The organism is Aquimarina spinulae, from assembly GCF_943373825.1.
Taxonomy (GTDB): domain Bacteria; phylum Bacteroidota; class Bacteroidia; order Flavobacteriales; family Flavobacteriaceae; genus Aquimarina; species Aquimarina spinulae.
Map to the genome: position 1 here is coordinate 1698613 of NZ_CALSBP010000002.1, position 23401 is coordinate 1722013.

A 23401-nucleotide genomic window follows, 5' to 3' on the forward strand; every position below is an offset into this window, starting at 1 on the left:
ATTATCAGTTAATTAAAATTTCATCTATAAATAGCCAGGTATCTCCTCCTCTTGGGTTTTCTTTTAAGTTTGTTATTTTCACTTTAATGAATCTTGCTGTATGTTTTTCAACATTAATTTTAAAATCTTTTAATTCAATATTTGCATTATCAGCATAGAGTCGTTTTACTTCTCCTACTTTTTTAAAATCTTTTCTATCTATTCCTGTAAACACTTCTATTGCAACCGGAAAATATATTCCCGGGCCTTGATGTTCCATTGATCCAACAATTACCTGATTTATGGTATCTTCTTTTTTAAGATCTATAATAACTTCCATATCATCCTTTAACCATGCCTGCCATTGCCCATCCTGAAAATTTTTGGTTCCTCTTAAGGTATTTACCAATGTAGATTTTCCTGTTCCAGTATATCGATCACTATATGGAATAATATATGCTACAGTACTAGCTACTCCTTTATGAAATACAATGGTATCCTGAAATACTTTACCAATCGGTTTGTTCTCTTTAAATATTGATGCCTTAACTATTGTAGTTTGGGTTAATATAATTGGTTTCTCATATTTAACAGGAGTATCCTCTAGTCTACTATCGTTTAACGCATATCGTATATCTGCATTAGTGTATTCGCTTTGTAGTGTTAACGAAACTGATTTCTTTTCTAAATTTGTCTCGACTTCTGGTCGTATTAGATACGAACTCTTTGCATAATTAATTCCTAAAAATTCATACCGCTGAAACATATTGGTCATTCTATTTGAAAAATCATCCCAATTTTTTTGATTTTTAGCACTCCATACTGCTTCTGACAAGGCTGCTAATCTTGGGTAAATCATATACTGGGAGTGTTCTTTGGTAGGGATATACTCTGACCATAAGTTTGCTTGCCCACCAAGCACATGCTCGGCTTCTTCTTCTGTCATTGAATCTACTACAGGATCAAATTGATATACTTTACTCAATGGTGTATACCCTCCTATTGCTAATGGCTCTTCATTTTGTGGCCCTTGGTAATGATCAAAATAACAATGAGTTCCAGGTGTCATAACCACATCATGTCCTTGTGCTGCGGCTTCTAGCCCTCCTTTTACGCCTCTCCAACTCATCACAGTTGCATCTGGAGCTAATCCTCCTTCTAAAATCTCATCCCAACCTACTAATTTCTTACCATGAGAATTTATAAATTTCTCCATTCGTTTTACAAAATAGCTCTGTAATTCTTCTTCATTTTGTAATCCTTCTTCTACTATTCGTTTCTGACAGTTCTGGCATTTCTCCCAATTAGTTTTAGTCGCTTCATCTCCGCCTATATGTATATATTTTGAAGGAAATATTTCCATAACCTCAATTAATACATCTTCTAAAAAAGTAAACGTACTTTCTTTTCCTGCGCAGTATATATCTGTAATTGGCCAAACTCCACCTGAAGGTACTCCTATTGGATTTTCAAAACATGATAAATGTGGGTATGCGGCAATCGCACTAGATATGTGAGCGGGCATTTCTATTTCGGGTATAACCTCTACATTTCTAGATTGTGCATATTTAACTATTTCTTTTAATTCTTCTTGAGTCAAAAAACCTCCATAAGTCCCTTTATCTTCTGATTTTACAGGCAGCCTGGCATTCCAATGTAAATTCTCCTGATCTACTCTCCATGCTCCTACCTTTGTAAGTTTTGGATATTTTTTTATCTCTATTCGCCATCCTTGATCATCAACCAGGTGCAGGTGTAACACATTCATCTTATGCATAGCTAAGCCATCAATTACCTCTTTGATGTATTCTTTATCAAAAAAATGACGAGAAATGTCCAACATTAGACCCCTCCACTTAAACCGGGGGCCGTCTTTAATTTCTAAATTCGGAATTTCCCAAGTTTTATTTTCTAATTTAGCTTTGCTTTCTATCTCGGGAGGTAGCAATTGACGTATTGTTTGTATTGCATATAAAAAACCAGATGAGCTACTTGCTTTGATTTCTATATGATTATTATCTACTTTAAGGTTATATGTTTCTGGTTTACTGGTTTTGTCAATCGTAAAGGCTATATAATTCTTTTTGGGCTGTTCTTCTGTTATTATTAAATCCCATCCTTCTGCCGTTTTAAAGTTCTCTTTTAAGACATAAATCGGTTCTTTGGATATATCATTTGAAATAAAAAACTTAGTGTTTTCATTAAATTCGAATACTCCAGGATTAATTTTAACCATCTGTGGCTTTGGAGTGATTTTAATATCCTCTTCTGTATACATTCTCTCTTCATTGGTTTTACAACCTAATACCAATAGTAGAATGGCGATGAATATTGTGAGTTCTTTCATCATAATATGGTTTTTGTGTTGATTTAATCTGAACACCTTGTTATACTTATCTTTAATCGACCTGGGCTAGTATTATCTATAACCACCTTCATTTCTAGTTTTCCCAAGCCATTTTAAACGCTGCATCTTCTAGTCTGTTTCCCTTTTCTACATCATTTACTGCATAATTAAAACCTGACCTAAGGCTGTACCCACCATATTCTCCATTTTTATTTAATGCAATAAATCCAACCTGAAGGTATTCAAGATCTTTATGGTTTTTATGTACTTTATAAATTCTCTCTACTATTTCTTTACATGCTTCTGCAGGGGATTTACCTTGCCTCATTAATTCTACTACCATAGCACTTCCTGCAGTACGTATCACAGCTTCACCTAAACCTGTTGCTGCAGCTGCTCCAACTTCATTATCCAGAAATAAACCGGCTCCAATTATTGGAGAATCTCCCACTCTTCCATGCATTTTCCAGGCAGCACCACTCGTAGTACAAGCTCCCGATATATTTCCATCTTCATCTAAAGCCAGCATACTTATCGTATCATGATTTTCGATATTTATTACCGGCTTATAATCAGATTTTTGTAACCATTCTTCGTATGCTTTTTTGGTTTCTGGAGTTAATAAGTTTTCTTTTTCAAACCCTTGATTTAATGCAAATTGCAATGCCCCCGATCCTGTAAGCATTACATGGGGTGTTTCTTCCATTACTTTTCTAGCTACAGAAATGGGATGTTTGATATGTTGCAAAAAGGATACAGCCCCACAATTACTATTGTGATCCATAATACAAGCATCCAAAGTGACATTACCTTCTCTATCAGGAAATCCTCCTATCCCAACACTTTGGTTTTTTGGATCTGCTTCTGTTACTCGAACTCCTTGTTCTACTGCATCCAATGCATTGCCTCCTTTACTTAATATTTTCCATGCCTCGTCATTGGCTGCAATACCATGATTCCAGGTCGAAATAACAATAGGCTTTACACTCTTTTTAATTTCTTTTTCTTCTTTAACAACAGCTGTTTCTCCTTCTTTTTCATTTGTGTTACAACCAAAAGTTGTTAGTATTAAAAAAAGTGATACGTAGCAATACTTAGTGTTAATTCTCATAATCAATATATTTTATTTACTTCTGGTAAGGATGAGTTTTTAAAGGCTTCATCATTTGGAGAATTACTCATTTCAAATTCGAGAAATCCTCCATTTACAATTTCTTTATGTGTTATATACATACGATCAAGTGGCTCTCCATTTAATCTTATGTTCTTAATATATGTATTCTCTTTAGATAGGTTTTTAGCCGTTATTAAAAAAGTTTTTCCTTCTGGTAATTGTATTTCAATATGCTCAAATATCGGTGCTGTAATATGATATACACCTTGTGCCGGATTTACAGGATAAAGCCCAAGGGAACTAAATATGTACCAGGATGACATCTGTCCACAATCTTCGTTTCCGCAATGTCCATTGGGTTCATTTTTGTACTGCTCTTCTAAAATCTTATGGGTTAATTCCTGAGTTTTTGAAGGTTGATTTACGTAATTGTATAGATACGCTACATGGTGACTTGGTTCATTACCATGTGCATATTGCCCTATCATTCCTGTACTAAAAATGGGTAGTTTATCTCCTGGTTTGGGATCATAAGAAAACATAGAATCTAACTTTTGTGTAAATCGTTCTTTTCCTCCTGTTTTTTTTATCAGCCCTTCTACATGCTGAGGTACAAACCAGTAATATTGCCAGGCATTACTTTCACAATAAAAAGAGGTATATTCTTTTGGACTAAAGGGTGCTATAAATTTTCCTAAAGTATCTCTGGGTTGAATCCAGTTATTATTATCGTTATATAAATTTTTCCAGTTCTCAGAACGTTTCATAAAATATACATACTCCTCTTCTTTCCCTAAATCTTTTGCAAACATGGCTATACACCAGTCATCATAGGCATACTCCAGCGTTTTAGAAACAGACCAATTTTCATGATGCTCTCCTACTGGGATATACCCTAAATTCTTATAAATATCTATTTGCCTATCCTCTACCATAGCACTTTCTTTACATGCTTTGTAAGCAAATTCGGCATCAAATTGAAAACCTTTAAAATATGCATCAACTATAACCGGAACGGCATGATATCCTATCATCATATTGGTTTCATTTCCTTGCATAGACCATACTGGTAACACTCCTGTCTCCTTATAATGAGCCAGTATGGATTGGATCATATCAGGAACTCTTTCTTGCTGAATTATTGTATATAAAGGGTGTGCTGCTCTAAAGGTATCCCATAACGAAAATGTATCATAACGATTAAATCCTTTGGCATTTACAATAGAATCGTTTGCTCCTTTATAATTTCCGTCAGGATCACTTAATAATGTTGGGGCCAACATAGATTGATACATCATTGTATAAAAAATACTCTTCTTATCCTTATCTGTAGTCGTAATGTGAATCTTTTGTAATTCACGTTCCCAAATGGCTTGCGCTTTTCTAATATAGTGATCAAAATCGAAGTCAGGAGCTTCTGTATTTAGTGATTCTTGGGCTCCCTTAATACTAGCTGTAGACAACCCGGTTTTAATAGTAACCTGTTCATTTTCTTCTGTGTTATAATGCAGTATAATTTTTGTATTTGTTCCTTGAACGGGAAGTGTAGTTAGTTCTTCATTTTTAAACACTTGATATGTCGTAAAAGGCTTTGAAAACTGCATTACAAAATAGACTCGTTGATCTTTTGCCCATCCAGTAGACATCCGATATCCCTGAATCGTTTTGTCATCTACTTTTTCAATGTAAGTATCAGTAGGTTTATCCCAGTTTATAGCATATCCCAGATCCACATGTATTGCTGTTGCAGTATCTTTAGGAAAGGTATATCTATGTATACCTACTCTATTGGTTGCTGTAAGTTCTGCTTTAATCCCATAATCTAATAAATCTACGGTATAATATCCTGGTGTAGCAAATTCTTTATCATGACTGTATGTAGAGAATGGTTTATAGTTGTTTTCTTTTATTTTTTTTGAAAACCTGCTATTTGTGGGCATTACCAAAATATCATATAAATCTCCAGCTCCGGTCCCGGTAAGATGTGTATGAGAAAAACCGCTAATGATAGAGTCTTTATAGTAGTATCCTGCAATTCTATCCCATCCGGGAATTCCTATATCCGGACTCAACTGTACCATCCCAAATGGGAGTGTTGCTCCCGGGTATGTATTGCCGGGACCATCTGTTCCTATAAATGTATTCACATAAGAAGTTAATGATTGTTCGGGTAGGTTTACTGAAACCTTCTCTTGATTGCAAGACCAAAACAATAGTAAAAGAATAATATGTGAATAGAATATTTTTTTCATTTTTGGTATGAATAAGATTTCACAGATTTTGAAAACCTACTAAGTTCATATATCGAATTACTTTTTTGATTTTTTAATTGCCTCTAGTTGTTCTTCTGTTATTGCATTTCCGTCAAAAAATGAAATCCCTGACGCTCCATTATCTTTTGCTAATTGTATAGCTTTTGATACATCATCTGCACTCATAGGAGGAAGATATATTCCTGTATGCAATTTAGTTTGCTTTCCTTGCAGATCATTAACTCCTTGTTTGGTAGCAAAACCAATCCAATCTACCTCTTCGTTATAAAAGTTGTGATAAATCATAGGTAATACTTCATCTACATCCCATTTATCCCATCGTTGTCTAACCATATGATCTGCCATTTCGGGATATGGAAACACAGCTGCGGTTAACTTTTTATCATATTTATGAGCAATTTCATAAGCCTCATCGACCACTCTTTTTATCTGGTTTAATCTAAATTGTTTCCACTCTATATCTATCGCAACATTTTTAGCTTCTTTTGGGTTTTTATGATGTTCTTGTTCAAAAGTTTTTATACATACATCACAATAGCAAAAATCAAACTCTGGCAGCTCTTCATCTTGTACTAAGTTATATTTTGGTAATAACCCTATAGGCAAATAGATATCTGGATATCGAATATAATCGAGATGTACACTGGTTATGCCTTCAACCTTTGCCAGTTGTTCTACTAATCCCAAAATATGTGCTCTGGATTCTTTTCTGGTAGGACATAACCACTGATAATAATCTACATATGGTCGTGTGTCGTGGCACGATTTACCTTCTCTGCTTACGGCATACCACTCTGGGTGCTCTAAAGCAACTTTGTCACCTGGTCGATTCATGGTAAACATCCAGGCATGCACTTCTAATCCTTCTTTTGTGGCTAAAGGGGTTAGTTTTTTTAACACTTCGGGATCAGCCAATGTATTTATCAATACTGCGTCTATGCCATTTTCTTTATATTTTTTGAACTCTTCTCTATATTCATCATTTGATTTTGAGGGGTTCGCAGTAATCCAGGTCCAGTATTTAAATGATGTTGTCTTTACTTCTTCTACAACTTCTTTTACGATTTCTTCCTCTTTTTCAGTTTCGGTTTTACAACTAACACTAATAAATACACCACATAAGAGTATAATTTTGAGCATCTTCATATCAATCTTCTTTTTGGATAATTTTACCATCTTCTTTAATAATAAACAGGTGTTTTGTATCTGGGCTTACCACTGTTATATTCCAACCTGTTTGGTGATTTTCTATGGTTTTAACAACTTTATTTCCATCAACCAACAGATCATTGGCTTCTAGTTCTTTAAAAGTTTTTGCCCAACGGGTATTCTTTTTAAAATATTCCTTTTGTTTTCTATATAATTGATACAACAATCGTTTTACTTTTTCATCTTCAGGAATTCTGAAATCATCATTTTCTCCTACTTCTTTTGAGGAAAAATATACATATCCCCAATCTTCGGGTTGATGCATATTAATCACACCGATAGGAGACCAAACCCAATTGTATTCTGGTTTAAATTTTCCGTTATCATCTCGCTTTCTGGAGTATTTATTATTCTGAAGTTCAAAATCCCAATTCACTCTGGAAAAATTAACTCTCCAAAACTTATCTTTCGGAATGTTTTTGTGATAATATGAGGTTTTAAACACTTTAAACGGAATAGCTATTTCTAGTATCCATCCTTTATCGGTATCGTGTGGGTTATTTATGGTTCCGTTTACTTTAACTGAAGATTTAAATCCATTCGCATCCCAATCGTTTAATACCGGGGTTCCTTCTCTATATGGTTTTGTAATAAACAAATCCCACAGCGTATTTAATGCATTAACTTCAAATTCATAATAATTATGAGTGTCATTATCTGGATCGACAAAAATTTCGAAATCATTATTATAAAAAATAATAGTATCTTTTTGTTTAAGATTACCCCATACATGAGGTTCTTCCATTTCTGCCAAAAAGTAAAAATACTCATCATCCCAAAGCATTTTTACAGTAGTTTTATATTTTGGGATTTTGCTTCCTTCAATATCTATAAAAAACTCTGTAGATTTTGCTTTACTCCAGGAAGATTCTAAGACAGATCCATCTATATCTATTGATTCTTTGGTATAATGTGCGATATAAGATTTTGGGGATACCTCATTTTTAACACTTTGCCCATAAACAATAGTTGTTTTACTCAAAATTAATACTATGATACAAAGTATTTTATTGATTCTATTTTGAAAAAGTTTCAATTTCATTTTAACCTACTTTATAATGAATTTTCTTTAGTAAACTTAATAATTTCACTTATCCTTCCAAAAGCCAATGCGACCACGGTATCTGCTGCTCCATAATAAATAGCTACTTTATCTTGCTCAATATCTTGTAGAGTTGCACAAGGAAATATCACATTAGGAACATCTCCTATTTGTTCATAGGTCACAGAAGGTGTTAAAAGGTATGGTTTTGTCCTGTACTTTACCTTATCGGGGCTATTCTTATCTAAAATTGCAGCTCCCATAGCGTATCTAAATCCATTACATGTGTTTATTACCCCATGATAAAACATCAACCATCCTTCATCGGTAAGAAAAGGAACAGATCCAGCCCCTATCTTAGTACATTGCCAACCACTTTCTTCAAAAGGAGCTACCTGCATTACGTTTCTATGTTCTCCCCAGTACTTCATATCTGGGCTATAGCTGATAAATATATCGCCAAAAGCGGTATGCCCATTATCGCTTGGACGGCTTAACATTGCATATTTACCATTGATTTTTTCTGGAAATAATACTCCATTTCTATTGAAAGGTAAAAATGCATTTTCGCATTGAAAAAACTCTTTAAAATCAAAAGTATAAGCAATGCCAATAGTAGGTCCGTAATACCCATTACACCATGTAATCCAATATCTATCTTCAATAAAAGTAACTCGAGGATCATACTTGTAATCAGAGTCTATCATTTCTGTATTTCCTGCTTCCATGATAATAGGCTCTTCATTAATCTTCCAATCAATTCCGTTATGACTAAATCCTGTAAAAATATTCATCTGTACAGCTTTATTATCACATCTAAACACTCCTGCATAACCATCATTATAGGGCACAACAGCACTATTAAATATACTATTAGAAGTGGGTATAGCATCTCTAGAGATGATGGGGTTTGCAGAATACCTCCAAATAGCCTCAGTGCATCCTTCAGGTTTATCCTGCCATGGTATTTCTTTTTTCATCGTATTTCTAGTATAAATATTACTACTTTTCAAAAAGTATTATTTTGTCTTAAGTTTATCATACCATGTTCTCTTTAATATTACCGATGTAATAATCATTAATACTATCGCAAAAGCCAAGCTATAATATTCTTTTATAATTAAATACATCGGCACCAGAACAAAGGTCATTTGCCAAATAATCCCAATACCGCAATTAAACATATCTCTCCAGAAGTTTTTATTAGGTAAAAAATCTGGATCTTCTTTTTGTATTGCATCAATAACTGGTTTCCACCATCCCCAGGGTTTGGTGGTTCTATAAAAGTTTTTTAGCACCTCTATATCATCTCGTTTTCCTAATATTACTCCTAAAAAGCATCCAATAAAAGATATCAATAGGATGCCAGGAAATAAGTAAATGGCAGTTGTATCGGGAAAAATTCCGGGTACTATTGTTGCTGCAATAAGTCCTGCCAACATTCCTCCAAAATACCCATAAGAATTAAATCTCCACCATATCCACTTTAATACATTTGCTGCTGCATATCCTCCGTACAAAGCTGAGGTTAACCATATGGTAAGTTCATTAATAGATGATGCAAAAAAACCACCAATCACCCCTACTAATACGATAAGAACAGATGATAAATAACTGTATTTAATATATGTTTTATCAGAAGCTTTCGGGTTGATATATTTCTTATAAATGTCATTAACTATATATGCTGGCGCTGCATTTATAAAAGCAGCAAATGTTCCCATAAAAGCGGCTAATAAACCTGCCAACAATAGCCCTTTAAAACCTATTGGAACAAAGCGATGAATGGCCACTGGCAGTATGGTTTCAAAATCTACATCTATCCCTGCTTGTTGTAATTCTGGTCCTAAATACACCAAACCTAGTACAGCAAAGCCGGTGATCATTAAATACCTGGGTACGAAAAGGACAATGATTGTAAAAGCGCTCATTTTTGAAGCTTCGGCTTCATTTTTAGTAGACAAAACTCGTTGCATATCATAGCTGGGAACGGGGCCTGCAAGGCTGGCAAAAATACCTTTAAAGATCATCATCATAAATAGGAAACCAAATAAAGAAAATCCGTCTTTCTCTATCTTTTCGTTTACGCTATCGATATATCCGGTCCAATCCAAATCCAATTTCATATCAAAGAATAAATTATTCCAGTTTTCTGGTGTGGCCATGGCAATTTGTTCTGTTGTAACAGTGGTAAAAGCAATATATCCAATAACCAAACATGAAATGGTCATAATTACAAACTGAATGACTTCTGTTCCTACTACACTATACATTCCTCCTTTTAAAGTGTATAAAGTAGTTATGCCAATAATTATCAAAGCATAAGATTGCTCTGAAGCTACTACAAATAATCCAAGGTCTATAGATAAGTCCCAAGGAAAAAATACAATTGCAAATTTACCGATCCCTTCAAAAAAGTAGGCTATAAAACCTAAAGTACTGATAACAGCAAAGATTGTTACTATGATATGAGACAATTTAGCACCCATGGCAGATCCGAATCTATAGGTTATCCACTGTGCTCCTGTCATCACATTTGACCTTCGTAACCATGCGGCCATAAAAATCATAATAAAAACCTGATTCCATACGGGCCATAACCAAGGGAGCCAGGCACTTTTCATTCCGTAGACAAATAGAATAGTAACTGTCCACATCGTACCAGAAACATCAAACATCCCTGAAGCATTTGACAATCCGAGATAATACCAGGGTATTTCATTTCCGCCAAGGAAATACGATTTCATATCTTTTGATGCCTTCTTAGCAACATAAAATCCAAAAAGAAGAGTAATAATAATATAACATAGAATTATTACAATATCTACGGTAGCTAGGTTCATTTAGAGTTGGTTATTTCTGTACACTCCAGTTTTTGTTAGGAGATGCTCCCATTACGAAATGCAACGTTCCTCCTTGTGTTATTTCCTGATGAGTAATATATGATCGATTAAATTCTTTTCCGTTTAGAGTTGCAGATTGGATGTATATATTGTTATCTGAAACGTTCTTGGCTTCTATACTAAAACTAAGATCATCTGATAATTTTAAAGTAGCTTTTTCAAAAATCGGACTTCCAATTTGGTATTCTCCAGATGCGGGGTTCATAGGATAAATCCCTAAAGAGCTAAAGACATACCAAGCCGACATTTGCCCACAATCCTCATTGCCACTTAATCCATTAGGTGTTGTATTATATTGTGTTTTCAATATTTGACTTACCCAATATTGAGTTTTCCAGGGAGCATTAGCTTTATTAAACATATAAGCAATATGATGACTGGGTTCATTACCGTGCGCATATTGCCCTATAAGACCTGTAATATCTGCAGAAATATTATCTCCGGTAATTTCAGAATCTTCAGTAAATAACTGTTCGAGCTTTGCTACAAAAGTGGTTTCGTCTCCAAACAATTGTATTAGTTCCTTAACATCATGAGGTACAAACCAACTATGTTGCCATGCATTTCCTTCTGTATAATCGGCATGCACTCTATGCGCAGAGTATTTGGGATCAAATGGTTCATGCCATTTTTTCCCATCCTCAGATTTTCCTCTCATAAACCCTGTCTTAGCATCAAAGAGATGTGTAAATGCTTCAGATCGTTTTAGGAAATACTCATAATCCTCTTCTTTTCCCAGAGATTTAGCTACTTGCGCAACACACCAGTCATTATAAGCATATTCTAATGTAATAGTAACAGATTCATCTAGCAAATTATACGGGATATAACCATATTTTTTATAATACTCCAACCCTCTTTCATCTTGCATCATCGTGGTTTTCATCGCCTCATATGCTTTTTCGATGTCAAAGCCTTTGACACCTTTTAAGTACGCTTCTGCAATTACCGAAACCGAGTGATATCCTGTCATGGTATTGGTTTCGTTAGCATATAAAGTCCATACAGGTAAAATCTTTTTATGTTCATAATAAGCTAACATAGAATTTACGATATCAGAAACTTTATCTGGTTCTAAAAATATGAGTAATGGATGCTCTGCTCTAAAGGTATCCCATAGCGAGAGTGTAGAATATGCAGTAAAATTCTCTGCAAAAACGATACTATCATTTTCTTTTCTAAACGCACCATCCATATCACTATAGGTAACTGGTGCAACCTGAGCATGATATAGCGCAGTATAAAAAATGGTTTTTAACGAATCATTTTTAGTGTCTACTTCTATTTTTGATAGTACATTTTGCCATGATGAATTGGCACTTTCAACGATTTTATCAAATTCGAATTTATTTTTATAGTTAGAAATATTATTTTTTGCATTTTCAACACTTACCGAAGAGATTCCTACTTTAACTTGTATTTGATTTTTATTTCCTTCATTAAAAAACAACTGTGCCGACGATTTTACACCTTTGATAATATTACTATTTTCAACCTTTTTGGTATCTGTATATAAATCATAATCATTGATAGCTTTAGAGAATTTCATCACAAAAAATACTTTTTGATTTTTTGCCCATCCGGTACTATTTCTATATCCTGAAACTGTAAATTTATCTTCAATATGTATTTGTGATTCTAAGGTTTTATCCCAATTAATAGCATATCCCAAATCTAATACTACAGATTGTGTGTCCCCCTCTTTATATTCGTATCGATGAAAAGCTGTTCTAACGGTAGACGTTAATTCTGCATTAATATTAAAATCTTCTAAAAACACATTATAATATCCAGGTGTAGCTTTCTCTTTATCATGAGAATATTTAGACTTAAAAGGTATTTCGTCTCTTGTTTTAAAAGAAGTAGATAAATCCACTTTTTTATTAATTGGCATTAATCTAATATCATTAAGATCTCCAATTCCTGTACCACTAAGGTGTAAATGACTAAAGCCTATAGTTAATGAATCAGAATAATGGTATCCCGAGCACCAATCCCATTCTGAAATACCATTATCTGGACTTACTTGTACCATCCCAAATGGTACTGTTGCTCCCGGATAGGTATGACCATGACCTCCTGTACCAATAAAAGGATTTACATACTTAATTATAGTACTGTCTTTTATTTTTACACTATCCTCATTTTCATGCTCTTTCTTACACGAAAAAGTACTCAATATTACTATTATCAATAATTTAATATTACGAGGTATTTTCATCTATTTATATTTATTTTTTTATCATTGTTCTACAGGAAGAGCAAGTAAAGACATAAATATTTACAAAACTTATGGTTAAAAGAATAATTTTAGATCAATAACAAAGCAACTCAGTTAAACGTCATAAAATTTGGGGAAATATGCTGCAAAAAATTAAAAACGCACTTAATATAACATCTGGTAACAATTATACTATAACAACAAAACATCATGTTATATTCTGGCTCGTATATTTTCTATTTACAACTTTTAAATGGGGAAGTTACTTTAACGACTATGCCTATTCTCTAAAAACCACTATTCTAGGATTTATTATACATATGTCTCTAAGTTATTTCAACATATATTATTTAATGCCAAAATTTGTAGATAAGCGTAAATACCTGATATACATATTTTTACTATTTACATCTCTTTTTACAATGGTCTTGGCAAAATTTTATTTTACTTATTTTCTTGTTAATCATAATGTATGGCCAGAAGGCCCTGAAGTAACCAATAAATTGACCTTAAATTATACTATAGAAATGATGTTGGGTGAGCTTTATGTGGTGTCTTTTGTTTCTGCTATTAAAGTAACCTTAGACAGGTTAAGAGAGCACAAAAAATTAATTGGTGTAGAAAAATTACAATTAGAAACAGAATTACGCTTTCTGAGAGCTCAAATGTCTCCTCATTTCTTTTTTAACACCCTAAATAACATATATTCTCTTTCTGTTGAAAAATCAGACAAAACTCCAAAAACTATATTGAAGTTATCTGAATTAATGCGGTATTTATTGCATGAAACCAATCAAAAAAGACAATATCTTAGTAAAGAAATCATGTGTCTTCAAAACTATTTAGATTTAGAAAGAATTCGATATGGAGATTCCTTAAAAATAAATGTAAATATTTCTGGAGAGATCGAAGGTAAAAAAATCGCTCCAATGTTGCTTCTTTCATTTATAGAAAATGCTTTTAAACATGGAGCTAACAAAAACGTTGGAGAAATCGAAATTAATATCTCTTTCATCATAATAGATGACTTCCTGTATTTTCAGATTACCAACCCAATTCCTTCTAAAAATAATAAAAACAAAATTGATTCCTTTTCTGGTGGTATTGGAATAGGAAACGTAAAAAAAAGGCTTGAATTGGGTTATAAACCCGATGAATATAACTTAACGATTAGTGAAAACGATGATCAATATATTGTTGATTTAAAAATTAAAGTGTAATGGATTTAAAATGTGTTATTATTGATGATGAACCACTGGCAATTAAAGTGATAAAAAACTATGTTGATCAAACAAAAGGATTGATTTTTTTAGCTTCATTTAGCGATGCAACCGAAAGTCTTGACTATTTAAGGAGTCAAGAAATAGATCTTCTTTTTTTAGATATTAACATGCCTCTTTTAGATGGGTTGAATCTATTGAAAAGCATGCATCAAAAACCACTTACCATAATCACTACTGCCCATGAAGAATTTGCAGTAGAAAGTTATGAGTTAGAGGTAGTAGATTATTTGGTAAAACCCATCTCGTTTCATAGGTTCATTATGGCTGTAAATAAAGCTTTCAAAATAAAAGAATATCAACAAAAAGATAGCTTTACTACTCCTAACAAACGAGCGTATATCTTTTTGAAAATCGATAAAAAAAAGATGCAAAAAATATATCTGGATGAAATATTATCTGTCGAAAGCCTTGGGGATTATATTAAAGTAAATACGTCCTCAAGCAACTATATTGCTCATCAAACGTTAAGTAATTTCACAGATGACTTACCTTCTGATAAGTTTATTAGAATTCATAGATCTTATACTATATCAATTGATAAAATAGAATCTATTGAAGGTAATAGTATAGAAATTGCAAATAATCGATATCCAATTGGAAGAAGTTATTTAAATGAAGTAAGAAGTGTTATTTTTAAGGTGTAATCACTTGATTAAATCTCATATATAAAATGATAAAACACGGTCATTTTTTATACCCTTCCTTAATTACTTGAAATTTTATTTAGTACCCTGCATCATTTTTTAAAGTTGTCGTCTTAAGAGATGAATACAAATTTCAAAAATGATGCAAAACAATAATTTACCCATAGCAATAATAGGTGCTGGCCCAGTAGGATTAGCTGCAGCTGCACAATTACTAACACAAAATCTTCCTTTCATTGTATTTGAATCGGGAAGCTCTGTCGGACAAAATATACGTTCCTGGAGCCACGTTCGTGTGTTTTCTCCCTGGAAATATAATATAGATCGAGCTGCCAAAGAATTATTAGAACAAACCAATTGGATAGCTCCCGATGAAAATAAATTACCGACAGGACAACAGTTGGTAGAACGCTATTTTCGTCCATTAGCAAATTTACCTCAGATTAAACCATACATTCATTTGAATAGCAAAGTTCTTTCTATCGGAAGAAAAGGCTTGGATAAAATGAAAACCTGGGGGCGTGAGAATAAACCTTTCTCAATTAAGGTTCAAGAAAATGAAAACATTAGTTATTATGAAGCAAAAGCAGTAATTGATGCTACAGGAACCTGGAATCAACCCAATCCCATTGGTTCTGGCGGTGTGTTTGCCGAAGGAGAGCAAGAACTAAATGAGCATATCTTTTATGGTATCCCAAATGTAAAAGCAAAACATTTAGAACGTTATAAAAACAAAAATGTAGTTGTTGTAGGAGGAGGACATTCTGCTATTAATGCTTTATTAGATTTAGGAGGCATTCAAAAAGAATACCCAGAAACACAACTTAATTGGATATTAAGAAAAGATAATATAAACAAGGTTTATGGCGGGAAACAAGAAGATACGCTAGAAGCCAGAGGTGCTCTTGGTATTCGTATTGAGCAATTGGTCAATAGTGGAAAATTAAATATCTATACGCCTTTCCATATCTTAAAACTGGCCAAAAAAGAAGACGGTATCCAAATCATCGGTGATCAAAATGGTGAAATAGAAGCTATCAATCAAATAGATGAAATAATTAGTAATACAGGTTCTCGACCAAATTTGGAAATGATTCGCGAGGTACGAATAGATTTAGATGCCTCACTAGAATCGGTTTTTGATCTTGCCGAATTAATTGATCCGAATGTTCATAGTTGTGGAACAGTAAGACCTCACGGAGAAAAAGAGCTTCGCCATCCCGAAAAAGATTTTTACATCGTAGGTTCTAAAAGTTATGGTAGAGCTCCAACTTTTTTAATGGCTACAGGGTATGAGCAAGTACGCTCTATAGTAGCTCATATGGCTGGTGATATTGAAGCTGCAGAGCGAGTTGAACTTAATTTACCAGAAACAGGAGTGTGCAGTACCGATTTTGCAACTAGTGAAAAAGATGACAGTGTAGCTTGTTGTTCTTCAGAACTAACTATAGAAGGAGTAGAAACTACAGGTTCGAGTTGCGGTACATCGGGATGTAATTAAAAAAATAAAAATGATGCATCATTATAAAAGTCTTGCGTCTTAAAGAGTGAAAACAATACATAACAGAATAGAAATATTAAAATCAATAATTATGAAAACGAGAAATATAAATAAGCAAGTAGAAACGGTTCAGCAAAGTAGTGTATGCTGTGGATCTACACCGGTACAAGCACAATCTGCACAAAGCTCTTGTTGTGAGCAACCTATTGATGGATCATCGTGTTGTGATACAGATGAGAGTAAAGAAATTAATATTGAAAAAACGGGATGTTGCTAACCAAAAGCTCTCCTATCCCTAAAGAACAAAGCTCCTCATTTCGAGGGGCTTTGCGTGCTAGTGGGGTGATGGCTTTTGCAGGATTAGGTGATGCCGTTTTATACCCTGTACTCCCCATTTATGGTAAAGAATTAGGTTTTTCGGTATTTTTTATTGGCATATTATTATCCATAAACCGATTTGTGAGGATTATTGCAAACACACCTATCGCAAATTGGATACATCGAATCGGAATTCGAAAAATGCTGATTATTACCGCAACACTGGCTACGCTAACTACTTTTGTATACGGGCTGAAATTAGGTTTAATTTCTTTCTTGATAGCAAGAATTTTTTGGGGTTTAAGTTATTCCGGATTAAAAATATCCACTTTATCTTATGCTTCACAAGCTAAAGAAAAGTCTGGTTTAGCATTTGGATTATCACAAAGCATCAAATCATTAGGAGCTTTATTTGTACTTTGGTTTGGGCCAATCGTCATTAGTAAATTTGGCATTCAAAATGGCTTATTTAGCATAGCTTTAATCAGTTCGTTAGGTATACTTTTAGCGTATTCATTACCAAAAATTGAAACTGAGGCAAAAAACGATATCGTAAAAACAAACCTTACTTTTTATCCAAATGCTATCAATTTATTAGTATTTATAATATCTGTTTCAATAGATGGTATTTTAGTCGTATCCCTATCACATTTATTATCAGGAAACATGATCAATTCGAGTGAGTTACTTGGTTATGTGGCATTTTATTTGTTATTAAAACGATTATTTGTTTTGTTGTTTTCTATAATCGGAGGCATGCTCACCATACGTTTTCGACCACTAATCTTATTTTCAATTTCAATTAGTATTTGTTTATTCGCAATGGCATTGATTGCATTCGACAGTACCATTTTGGGCATTATTCTAGCTTTTGTATTCAATACAATTGTGGTTACTTTTTCGCCACTTATCGCCATCAAGAACTCACAAAACAAAGATAATTCCTTACAGGCAATTTCTAGTGTAAGTACATGGTGGGATATAGGTGCTGCTGTTGGTGCATTTATCGGGATCTACGCCATAGAATTTCTTGGAATACAAAACCTATATTTATCTTTGTGTATAACCGGAACAATTTTATTCATCAATTTCTCTATAAAAAATGCAAAATCAAGTCGTTCAACTATATAACCCATTATTGGGGTACGTTAAAAAGCGTGTCCGCAATCAGGAAGATGCCGAAGATTTAACCCAAGATGTATTTTTAAAATTATCCAAATCGAATAGTAATGGTGTCGATAACCTTAAAAGCTGGGTGTATACTATAGCCAAAAACACGATTACCGATTACTACAGGAAAAAGCAGCTGCAAACTAACTCAATTGAAGATGACACCTTTTTTGATTATGACACCAATGAGGATGCTGGCATTGAGCTAGGTAAATGTGTACATTCTTTTGTTAATCAATTGCCAGAAGAGTATCGAGAATTAATGATTTTATCTGAGATAAAGGAAATACCACAAAAAGAAATAGCCGAACAGCTTAATATAAACTATGTTACGGTACGTTCTAAAATTCAGCGGGGAAGAAAAAAGCTTAAAGAATTATTTGAAGGTTGTTGTACTATTTTACAAGGTGGGAAAGGGAGTATAATAGACTTCGAATCAAAAACCGGAAGTAATAAGAAATCATCCTGTTAAAACTTCTCATTTACATCATTTCTCACATACTATGGCTACAGAGATAAACTAATCATATGAATTTATTTGATATACTTCACAACAATTATATGCATCACTTTGCTAAGAGTAATCTCTTCATGTTAATACCTATGTGCCAAAATTCGGGAAGCATTCTACCAAATAAAAATAGCTATAAATGAAAATATACGATACTCTTGTAATTGGTGGTGGACAAGCGGGGCTTTCGGTAGCTTATTTTTTACGCAGACAAAAATTAAACTATCTAATTCTGGATGATAAAGATAAACCAGGAGGCTCTTGGTTACAAACCTGGGATAGCCTCAAATTATTTTCCCCAACAGAATACAGCTCATTATCTGGTTGGGCTATGCCTAAAAGCAAACATGAATATCCAACCAAAAAAGAGTTCATTTATTATCTGGATGCTTATGAGAAACGTTATAAATTTCCGATCCTGAGAAATACACAAGTAATTTCGGTAGCTAAAAACAATGATCTTTTCACAGTCGAAACTAATCAAGGTTTTTTTTACAGTAAAACTGTGGTTAGTGCAACAGGTACAGCACAACGACCTTTTATCCCTCAATACCCAGATCAGGAATTGTTTCAAGGAGAACAGCTGCACTCTTTACATTATAAAAATTCTGAAGATCTTGTTGGCAAAAAAGTGTTAGTCGTTGGCGGAGGAAATTCGAGTGCTCAAATTTTAGCCGAAGTTTCAAAAGTAGCACAAACACAATGGGTTACATTAGAAGAGCCTCATTTTTTACCCGATAATATAGATGGGCGTTATCTATTTAATGCTGCAACTCAACAATTTTTAGGAAAATCTAGCCAAGAAAAAGGTAAAAGTGCTAATGTCTCTTTAGCAAATATCGTTATGGTAGAAAGCGTAAAAGAAGCCCGAAGCAGAAATGTATTGCACGCCAAACGTCCTTTTGCATCCTTTTATGAAAAAGGAGTCATTTGGGAAAATAAAACCAAAGAAGAGTTTGATACAGTGATTTGGTGTACAGGTTTTAAAGCAAATTTAGATCATTTACAATCTCTTAATATCATCGAGAACAATCGTATTAAAACCCAATACACACGTTCGATAAAGGAACCTATGCTTTGGTTAGTTGGTTATGGTAGTTGGACTGGTTTTGCATCAGCAACCATTTATGGTGTAGGTAAAACAGCAAGACAAACTGTTAAAGAAATATCGGCGGTTATATATCAAAAATAGGCCTCCATCCCTTCTGTTATATAAAAAATATACAAACTCTTACCAACCACTTTGCCAATATTCAATTGAGTAAGAGGACCGCATACAAGCTTATGTCTTAGATCAAAGAGCATCCATTCCCACAATTCCTAAGTTGTAAAATTCTCTTTTATTTCTTCAAAAAAAATAGCGGATAATTGTTATACTATGGATGCTAAATTGTAGCACATTGTTCTATGTTTTGCCTCTCTATTTCAAAATTCTGGTAGTACTTTTCCATTTTGTTTTATTTGGTTTAAAATTCCTATAACACCTGCCAAAAGTATATTTTCACTTGTTGTGTATTGCTCTTTCCTTCCATTATGATGATTTCTCAGCTCTGGATAAGATACCATAAACCGGTCGAGTTCTATTTGTTTTTGAATAATTACGGGTTCTTTGGCTTTGCTAAAATATACTTCAATTGTTTCTAAATCTAATAGATTTATTTCTGCTTGCCCGAATCTACTTTTTAAATCTAAAAATAACTCTTCCATACTATTTTGAAAAAAATTATTGCCTTGCTCAGGTATTTTGATGAGTAACTTTTATTTTGGTAATATTGTTTAGATCTATATCAATAATTGTCCCTGTATCTCCGTAGCAGATTAAATGCGTGCCTATGACTTCTACTTTATGGATTGGGTTGGAAAACGTAAAAAAGATAGCCCAATTTAATTCTCCGTTTATTGTTGTTGACGCGACATAGCCTTCGTTTCCCATAGCGCCATCACCAAATACAAATTTTTGATTATTATATTCAAAAGCTCCATGAAAAATACCAACCTCTGTCCAGATATCATCATCATACTTTTCTATACTTTCTAGTGTTGTGTCACATAGTGGTGACCAGTATTGTTTGGTTTCTCCATTATTCGGGTCGTAGGTACTGTATACATTCCCTATTACAAAATCCCCCTCTCCCATGATGATACAATCAAAACCAGGTAAATAGCCTTGTTTCCATTTTTCTTGTATTTTAGGATGCATCATATATTCTAATTCATCAAAGTTTATTTTTTCTATTTCTTGTAAAAAATGTTCAGGCAAATCTTCTAAAAATTGTCTTACCTGGTTTAGTTTATCTGTTACTAAATCGGTGTCATTAAGTCTTCTAATTTCTATCTTTTCTACCTCGCTTGGTTGTAGAATATTGTTAAACGAACTACATAATTGATATTTAAAACCAATTGATTCTTTACCAACGCTTAGAAACACGAATGCATTTAAAAAATGTGGTTTTACGCTTTCGTTTGACCATTGATATTCATCAAAATCTAATTCTAATCGCCACTGCTTATTTAATCCCCAAGCGGCATATTCAAACTGGCAAATAATAGGCAAAGGATGGTTAAACTGTTTTTCTTTTAAAACTTGCTCGTATGCGGGGTCAATACTTTGTTTTATTTTGGTTAACTGTTCTCTTAAAAGCACATTGAGTTCGGTATAAAATTTACTTTTTTTTACAATTTCTAAATCATTCATACTCTTACATCAATTTTGTCCAGCTTTTATAATACCAATCATCTTCAGTTGGTATTTGGTGCTCTGAGCAATCAAAGGTTTCTTGTACAGAAAAGATGTCTCCTTTGTCTACTGCTTCTGGTGTCCATAAATCCAGCAAATCATGTTTATCTTTAACTTCTTTAAGCTTTTCTTTTACCTTTTTAAAGCAATATATATTACCAAACATACCATTTCCAAACGGGCTATAATTAGAATACTTGCAACTTAAACAGGTTTTTAAATAGATATTTTCTGGTAATTGATTTTGCAAAACTATTAAGGCATCTTCCATCCATTCTAGTTTTTTTTCCACTTTAAACTCTCCAAAAGAAGTGGTTAATGTTAAGCAGTTTAATTCATGATCTAACCCTTTAATCGTTGTAGTTTCACCCACTTCAATATGAGCGGTTAGGTTTTCTATAAAGATTTTATCAGTTTCTACGTTAAAGAGTTGTATTGGGATCGTTATGGTTAGTTTAAAATTGGTTACATCTCCAGAACCATCTTGAAACATTTCATAATCGAATTTTGTCTCATCAATTTTATTTGCTGTTAATTGATCAAAATCCGGACCTTCAAAATCAATATTTCTCAAATTAAAATACATATCACTACCGTCTGACTTTATATAGATAGTTTCTGTTCCTCTTTTATCTTGGTATGTTGCTAAGTATTTTCGCATAAGCTGTCTATTTTTCTATCAAATAGGGAAAACCAATATCATTAATCTCACTTTTTGTTCCTATTGGTACCGACTCAAATTGAAATTCGAATGTAGCTTCTTCAATATCATCTTGAGAAATAAATCCTCCCAAAATAGTAACAGCATAACAACCATTTTTTATTACTATTTTTTGTCTGACACCTGCTTTAACAGCTTCTTTTAAACGATGTATTCCATTATTTTCGGTCCAGTTTTTTAAATAAGGTACCGTTACTAAACAAATTTCATCATTAATTACATGTAATACATAACCTGTTTTTTCGAACACTAACAAACTTGAATCTTTTTTGAATACAGACATTTGATCATCGGTGTTAAAAAAAACGGTATATGGTTGATTTTTAATACTGCTCATAGGAATCATAACCCCTTTTTGTATCGCCAATTCTGCACTATCATTTGTGGTAAACTCACTCATCAAATCATCTGATAAATTATTCTCTTGTTTAAACTGCAATAAATTAGCTGGATCTGTTAAAAAGAAATAATCCCAGGTATCATTTAAACATTCTGTAAATTTTATCATTCTCTAATTTTTATTCCAATATTTTATTTTGATATAACATTATTCATTAATAGGTTCTATCCCTTTTTCAGGGTTGTAATCAGGAAAAATATAGTAGTTCTTTAATCCTACATTTGCACTATCTTTTACCAAGGTTAGCATTGATTTTTTTGGAAACTCTTTTGGTTCATAAGCTATAGAGTAGGCAATATTAAGGGTGTCTCCTTCTAATACAATGAGTCTTGTAATAGGTTCTAAAAATTTGTATTGCACTATTTGTATTTTACTACCTCCTATTCTTTTTATGAATTTAGCAACTACTTTTATGGTATCTTGTTTATAGGTGTATGGATTAAAACTACCTCTAGCATTTTGCTCTTGTTTTATGTTGTGTTGCAGTTTAATATTGGTATTAAAATAATCGGTGATTATTTTTCGGTTGCTACTCGTATGCTTGTCAGGAGGTACGTTATAATTAGAACCTCTGTAACCTTCTTTCGTATCAAAATAAACATTACCTATTTCCTTTTTGTATGAAAACAAATCATGAATGGTATAATCGGTATCGTATTCGTGTTGGGTATATTCATCAATTCCATCGCCATATTTAAAAAAAGTCAATCTCCAACTCACATTTTTGTTTTGGATTAAAAAGGAATCTTTCTTTACATAATTAACTATAAAACTGTCTATTTTAATTTTGTGTTGCTCGTTATTGATATCATAATTTTTCACTACAAAAAAATCGTTTCTTCTTTTAGAGAATTTTCCATTGACTGCTGCGGTATCTGTATATACTCTATTAGGTTTTAAATGGAATATTTTGAAGGTTTTGTCTGTTACTCCTTTTTTACAAGAAATAAAGCTTACAAAGAATAGTATGTAGATTAATTGAGTGGTTTTCATAGAATTTAGTTGATGATTCTGTCAAATGCTATTAA

20 protein-coding genes are annotated in these 23401 nt (G+C 33.1%); 7 read left to right on the forward strand and 13 right to left on the reverse strand.

Annotated features, from left to right (window positions below; all coding sequences use genetic code 11):
• Positions 1-4: 4 nt before the first annotated feature.
• From NNH57_RS13050 to NNH57_RS13085, 8 genes are all read right to left on the reverse strand, one after another.
• Positions 5-2329, reverse strand: coding sequence for a glycoside hydrolase family 20 protein (locus NNH57_RS13050; protein ID WP_306345555.1), 2325 nt, complete (start codon positions 2327-2329; stop codon positions 5-7).
• A gap of 91 nt (positions 2330-2420) precedes the next feature.
• A complete protein-coding gene (locus tag NNH57_RS13055; protein WP_175392686.1) occupies positions 2421-3437 on the reverse strand; it encodes an isoaspartyl peptidase/L-asparaginase family protein in 1017 nt (338 codons plus the stop codon).
• A gap of 2 nt (positions 3438-3439) precedes the next feature.
• Positions 3440-5692: a GH92 family glycosyl hydrolase gene (locus NNH57_RS13060; protein WP_074407342.1), complete on the reverse strand. Its 2253-nt coding sequence runs from the start codon at positions 5690-5692 to the stop codon at positions 3440-3442.
• 57 nt (positions 5693-5749) lie between these two features.
• Positions 5750-6859 carry a glycoside hydrolase family protein gene (locus NNH57_RS13065; protein ID WP_074407678.1) on the reverse strand — a complete coding sequence of 370 codons (1110 nt, stop codon included), beginning with the start codon at positions 6857-6859 and terminating at the stop codon, positions 5750-5752.
• A 1-nt stretch (position 6860) separates the two neighbouring features.
• Complete coding sequence (locus NNH57_RS13070; RefSeq protein ID WP_108809052.1) at positions 6861-7964, reverse strand: carbohydrate-binding family 9-like protein; 1104 nt, start codon at positions 7962-7964, stop codon at positions 6861-6863.
• Positions 7965-7975: 11 nt separating this feature from the next.
• Positions 7976-8944: a glycoside hydrolase family 130 protein gene (locus NNH57_RS13075; RefSeq protein ID WP_074407341.1), complete on the reverse strand. Its 969-nt coding sequence runs from the start codon at positions 8942-8944 to the stop codon at positions 7976-7978.
• A 39-nt stretch (positions 8945-8983) separates the two neighbouring features.
• Entirely contained in the window at positions 8984-10807 is a 1824-nt protein-coding gene (locus NNH57_RS13080; RefSeq protein ID WP_108809051.1) for a sodium:solute symporter family protein, read from the reverse strand.
• A 10-nt stretch (positions 10808-10817) separates the two neighbouring features.
• Complete coding sequence (locus NNH57_RS13085; RefSeq protein WP_108809050.1) at positions 10818-13088, reverse strand: GH92 family glycosyl hydrolase; 2271 nt, start codon at positions 13086-13088, stop codon at positions 10818-10820.
• 140 nt (positions 13089-13228) lie between these two features.
• Between NNH57_RS13085 and NNH57_RS13090 the strand changes: the two genes are divergently transcribed.
• From NNH57_RS13090 to NNH57_RS13120, 7 genes are all read left to right on the forward strand, one after another.
• Positions 13229-14308, forward strand: a complete 1080-nt coding sequence (locus NNH57_RS13090) for a sensor histidine kinase (RefSeq protein WP_074407338.1) — start codon at positions 13229-13231, stop codon at positions 14306-14308.
• Positions 14308-15015, forward strand: coding sequence for a LytR/AlgR family response regulator transcription factor (locus NNH57_RS13095; protein WP_108809049.1), 708 nt, complete (start codon positions 14308-14310; stop codon positions 15013-15015). Before NNH57_RS13090 ends, NNH57_RS13095 begins: the two co-directional genes overlap by 1 nt.
• A 139-nt stretch (positions 15016-15154) precedes the next feature.
• Complete coding sequence (locus NNH57_RS13100) at positions 15155-16516, forward strand: NAD(P)-binding domain-containing protein (RefSeq protein WP_199915446.1); 1362 nt, start codon at positions 15155-15157, stop codon at positions 16514-16516.
• Between the two features lie 91 nt (positions 16517-16607).
• Positions 16608-16793, forward strand: a complete 186-nt coding sequence (locus NNH57_RS13105; protein ID WP_132065974.1) for a hypothetical protein — start codon at positions 16608-16610, stop codon at positions 16791-16793.
• Positions 16784-17965, forward strand: a complete 1182-nt coding sequence (locus tag NNH57_RS13110; protein WP_108809048.1) for an MFS transporter — start codon at positions 16784-16786, stop codon at positions 17963-17965. Before NNH57_RS13105 ends, NNH57_RS13110 begins: the two co-directional genes overlap by 10 nt.
• On the forward strand, positions 17937-18476 hold the full coding sequence (locus tag NNH57_RS13115) for a sigma-70 family RNA polymerase sigma factor (protein WP_108809047.1): 540 nt from the start codon (positions 17937-17939) through the stop codon (positions 18474-18476). Before NNH57_RS13110 ends, NNH57_RS13115 begins: the two co-directional genes overlap by 29 nt.
• A gap of 178 nt (positions 18477-18654) precedes the next feature.
• Entirely contained in the window at positions 18655-19707 is a 1053-nt protein-coding gene (locus tag NNH57_RS13120; protein WP_108809046.1) for an ArsO family NAD(P)H-dependent flavin-containing monooxygenase, read from the forward strand.
• A gap of 233 nt (positions 19708-19940) precedes the next feature.
• On the opposite strand, the gene NNH57_RS13125 is transcribed toward NNH57_RS13120, so the two are convergent.
• The 5 genes from NNH57_RS13125 to NNH57_RS13145 are packed head-to-tail and all read right to left on the reverse strand — an operon-like array spanning position 19941 to position 23366.
• Positions 19941-20222: a hypothetical protein gene (locus tag NNH57_RS13125; protein ID WP_074407327.1), complete on the reverse strand. Its 282-nt coding sequence runs from the start codon at positions 20220-20222 to the stop codon at positions 19941-19943.
• A 28-nt stretch (positions 20223-20250) separates the two neighbouring features.
• Positions 20251-21210: a hypothetical protein gene (locus NNH57_RS13130; protein WP_108809045.1), complete on the reverse strand. Its 960-nt coding sequence runs from the start codon at positions 21208-21210 to the stop codon at positions 20251-20253.
• A gap of 4 nt (positions 21211-21214) precedes the next feature.
• On the reverse strand, positions 21215-21913 hold the full coding sequence (locus NNH57_RS13135) for a DUF6304 family protein (RefSeq protein WP_108809044.1): 699 nt from the start codon (positions 21911-21913) through the stop codon (positions 21215-21217).
• Positions 21914-21920: 7 nt separating this feature from the next.
• Positions 21921-22481 (reverse strand): hypothetical protein, encoded by a 561-nt coding sequence (locus tag NNH57_RS13140; RefSeq protein ID WP_074407325.1) that lies wholly within the window; start codon positions 22479-22481, stop codon positions 21921-21923.
• Positions 22482-22520: 39 nt separating this feature from the next.
• A complete protein-coding gene (locus tag NNH57_RS13145; protein ID WP_074407324.1) occupies positions 22521-23366 on the reverse strand; it encodes a hypothetical protein in 846 nt (281 codons plus the stop codon).
• Positions 23367-23401 lie beyond the last annotated feature (35 nt).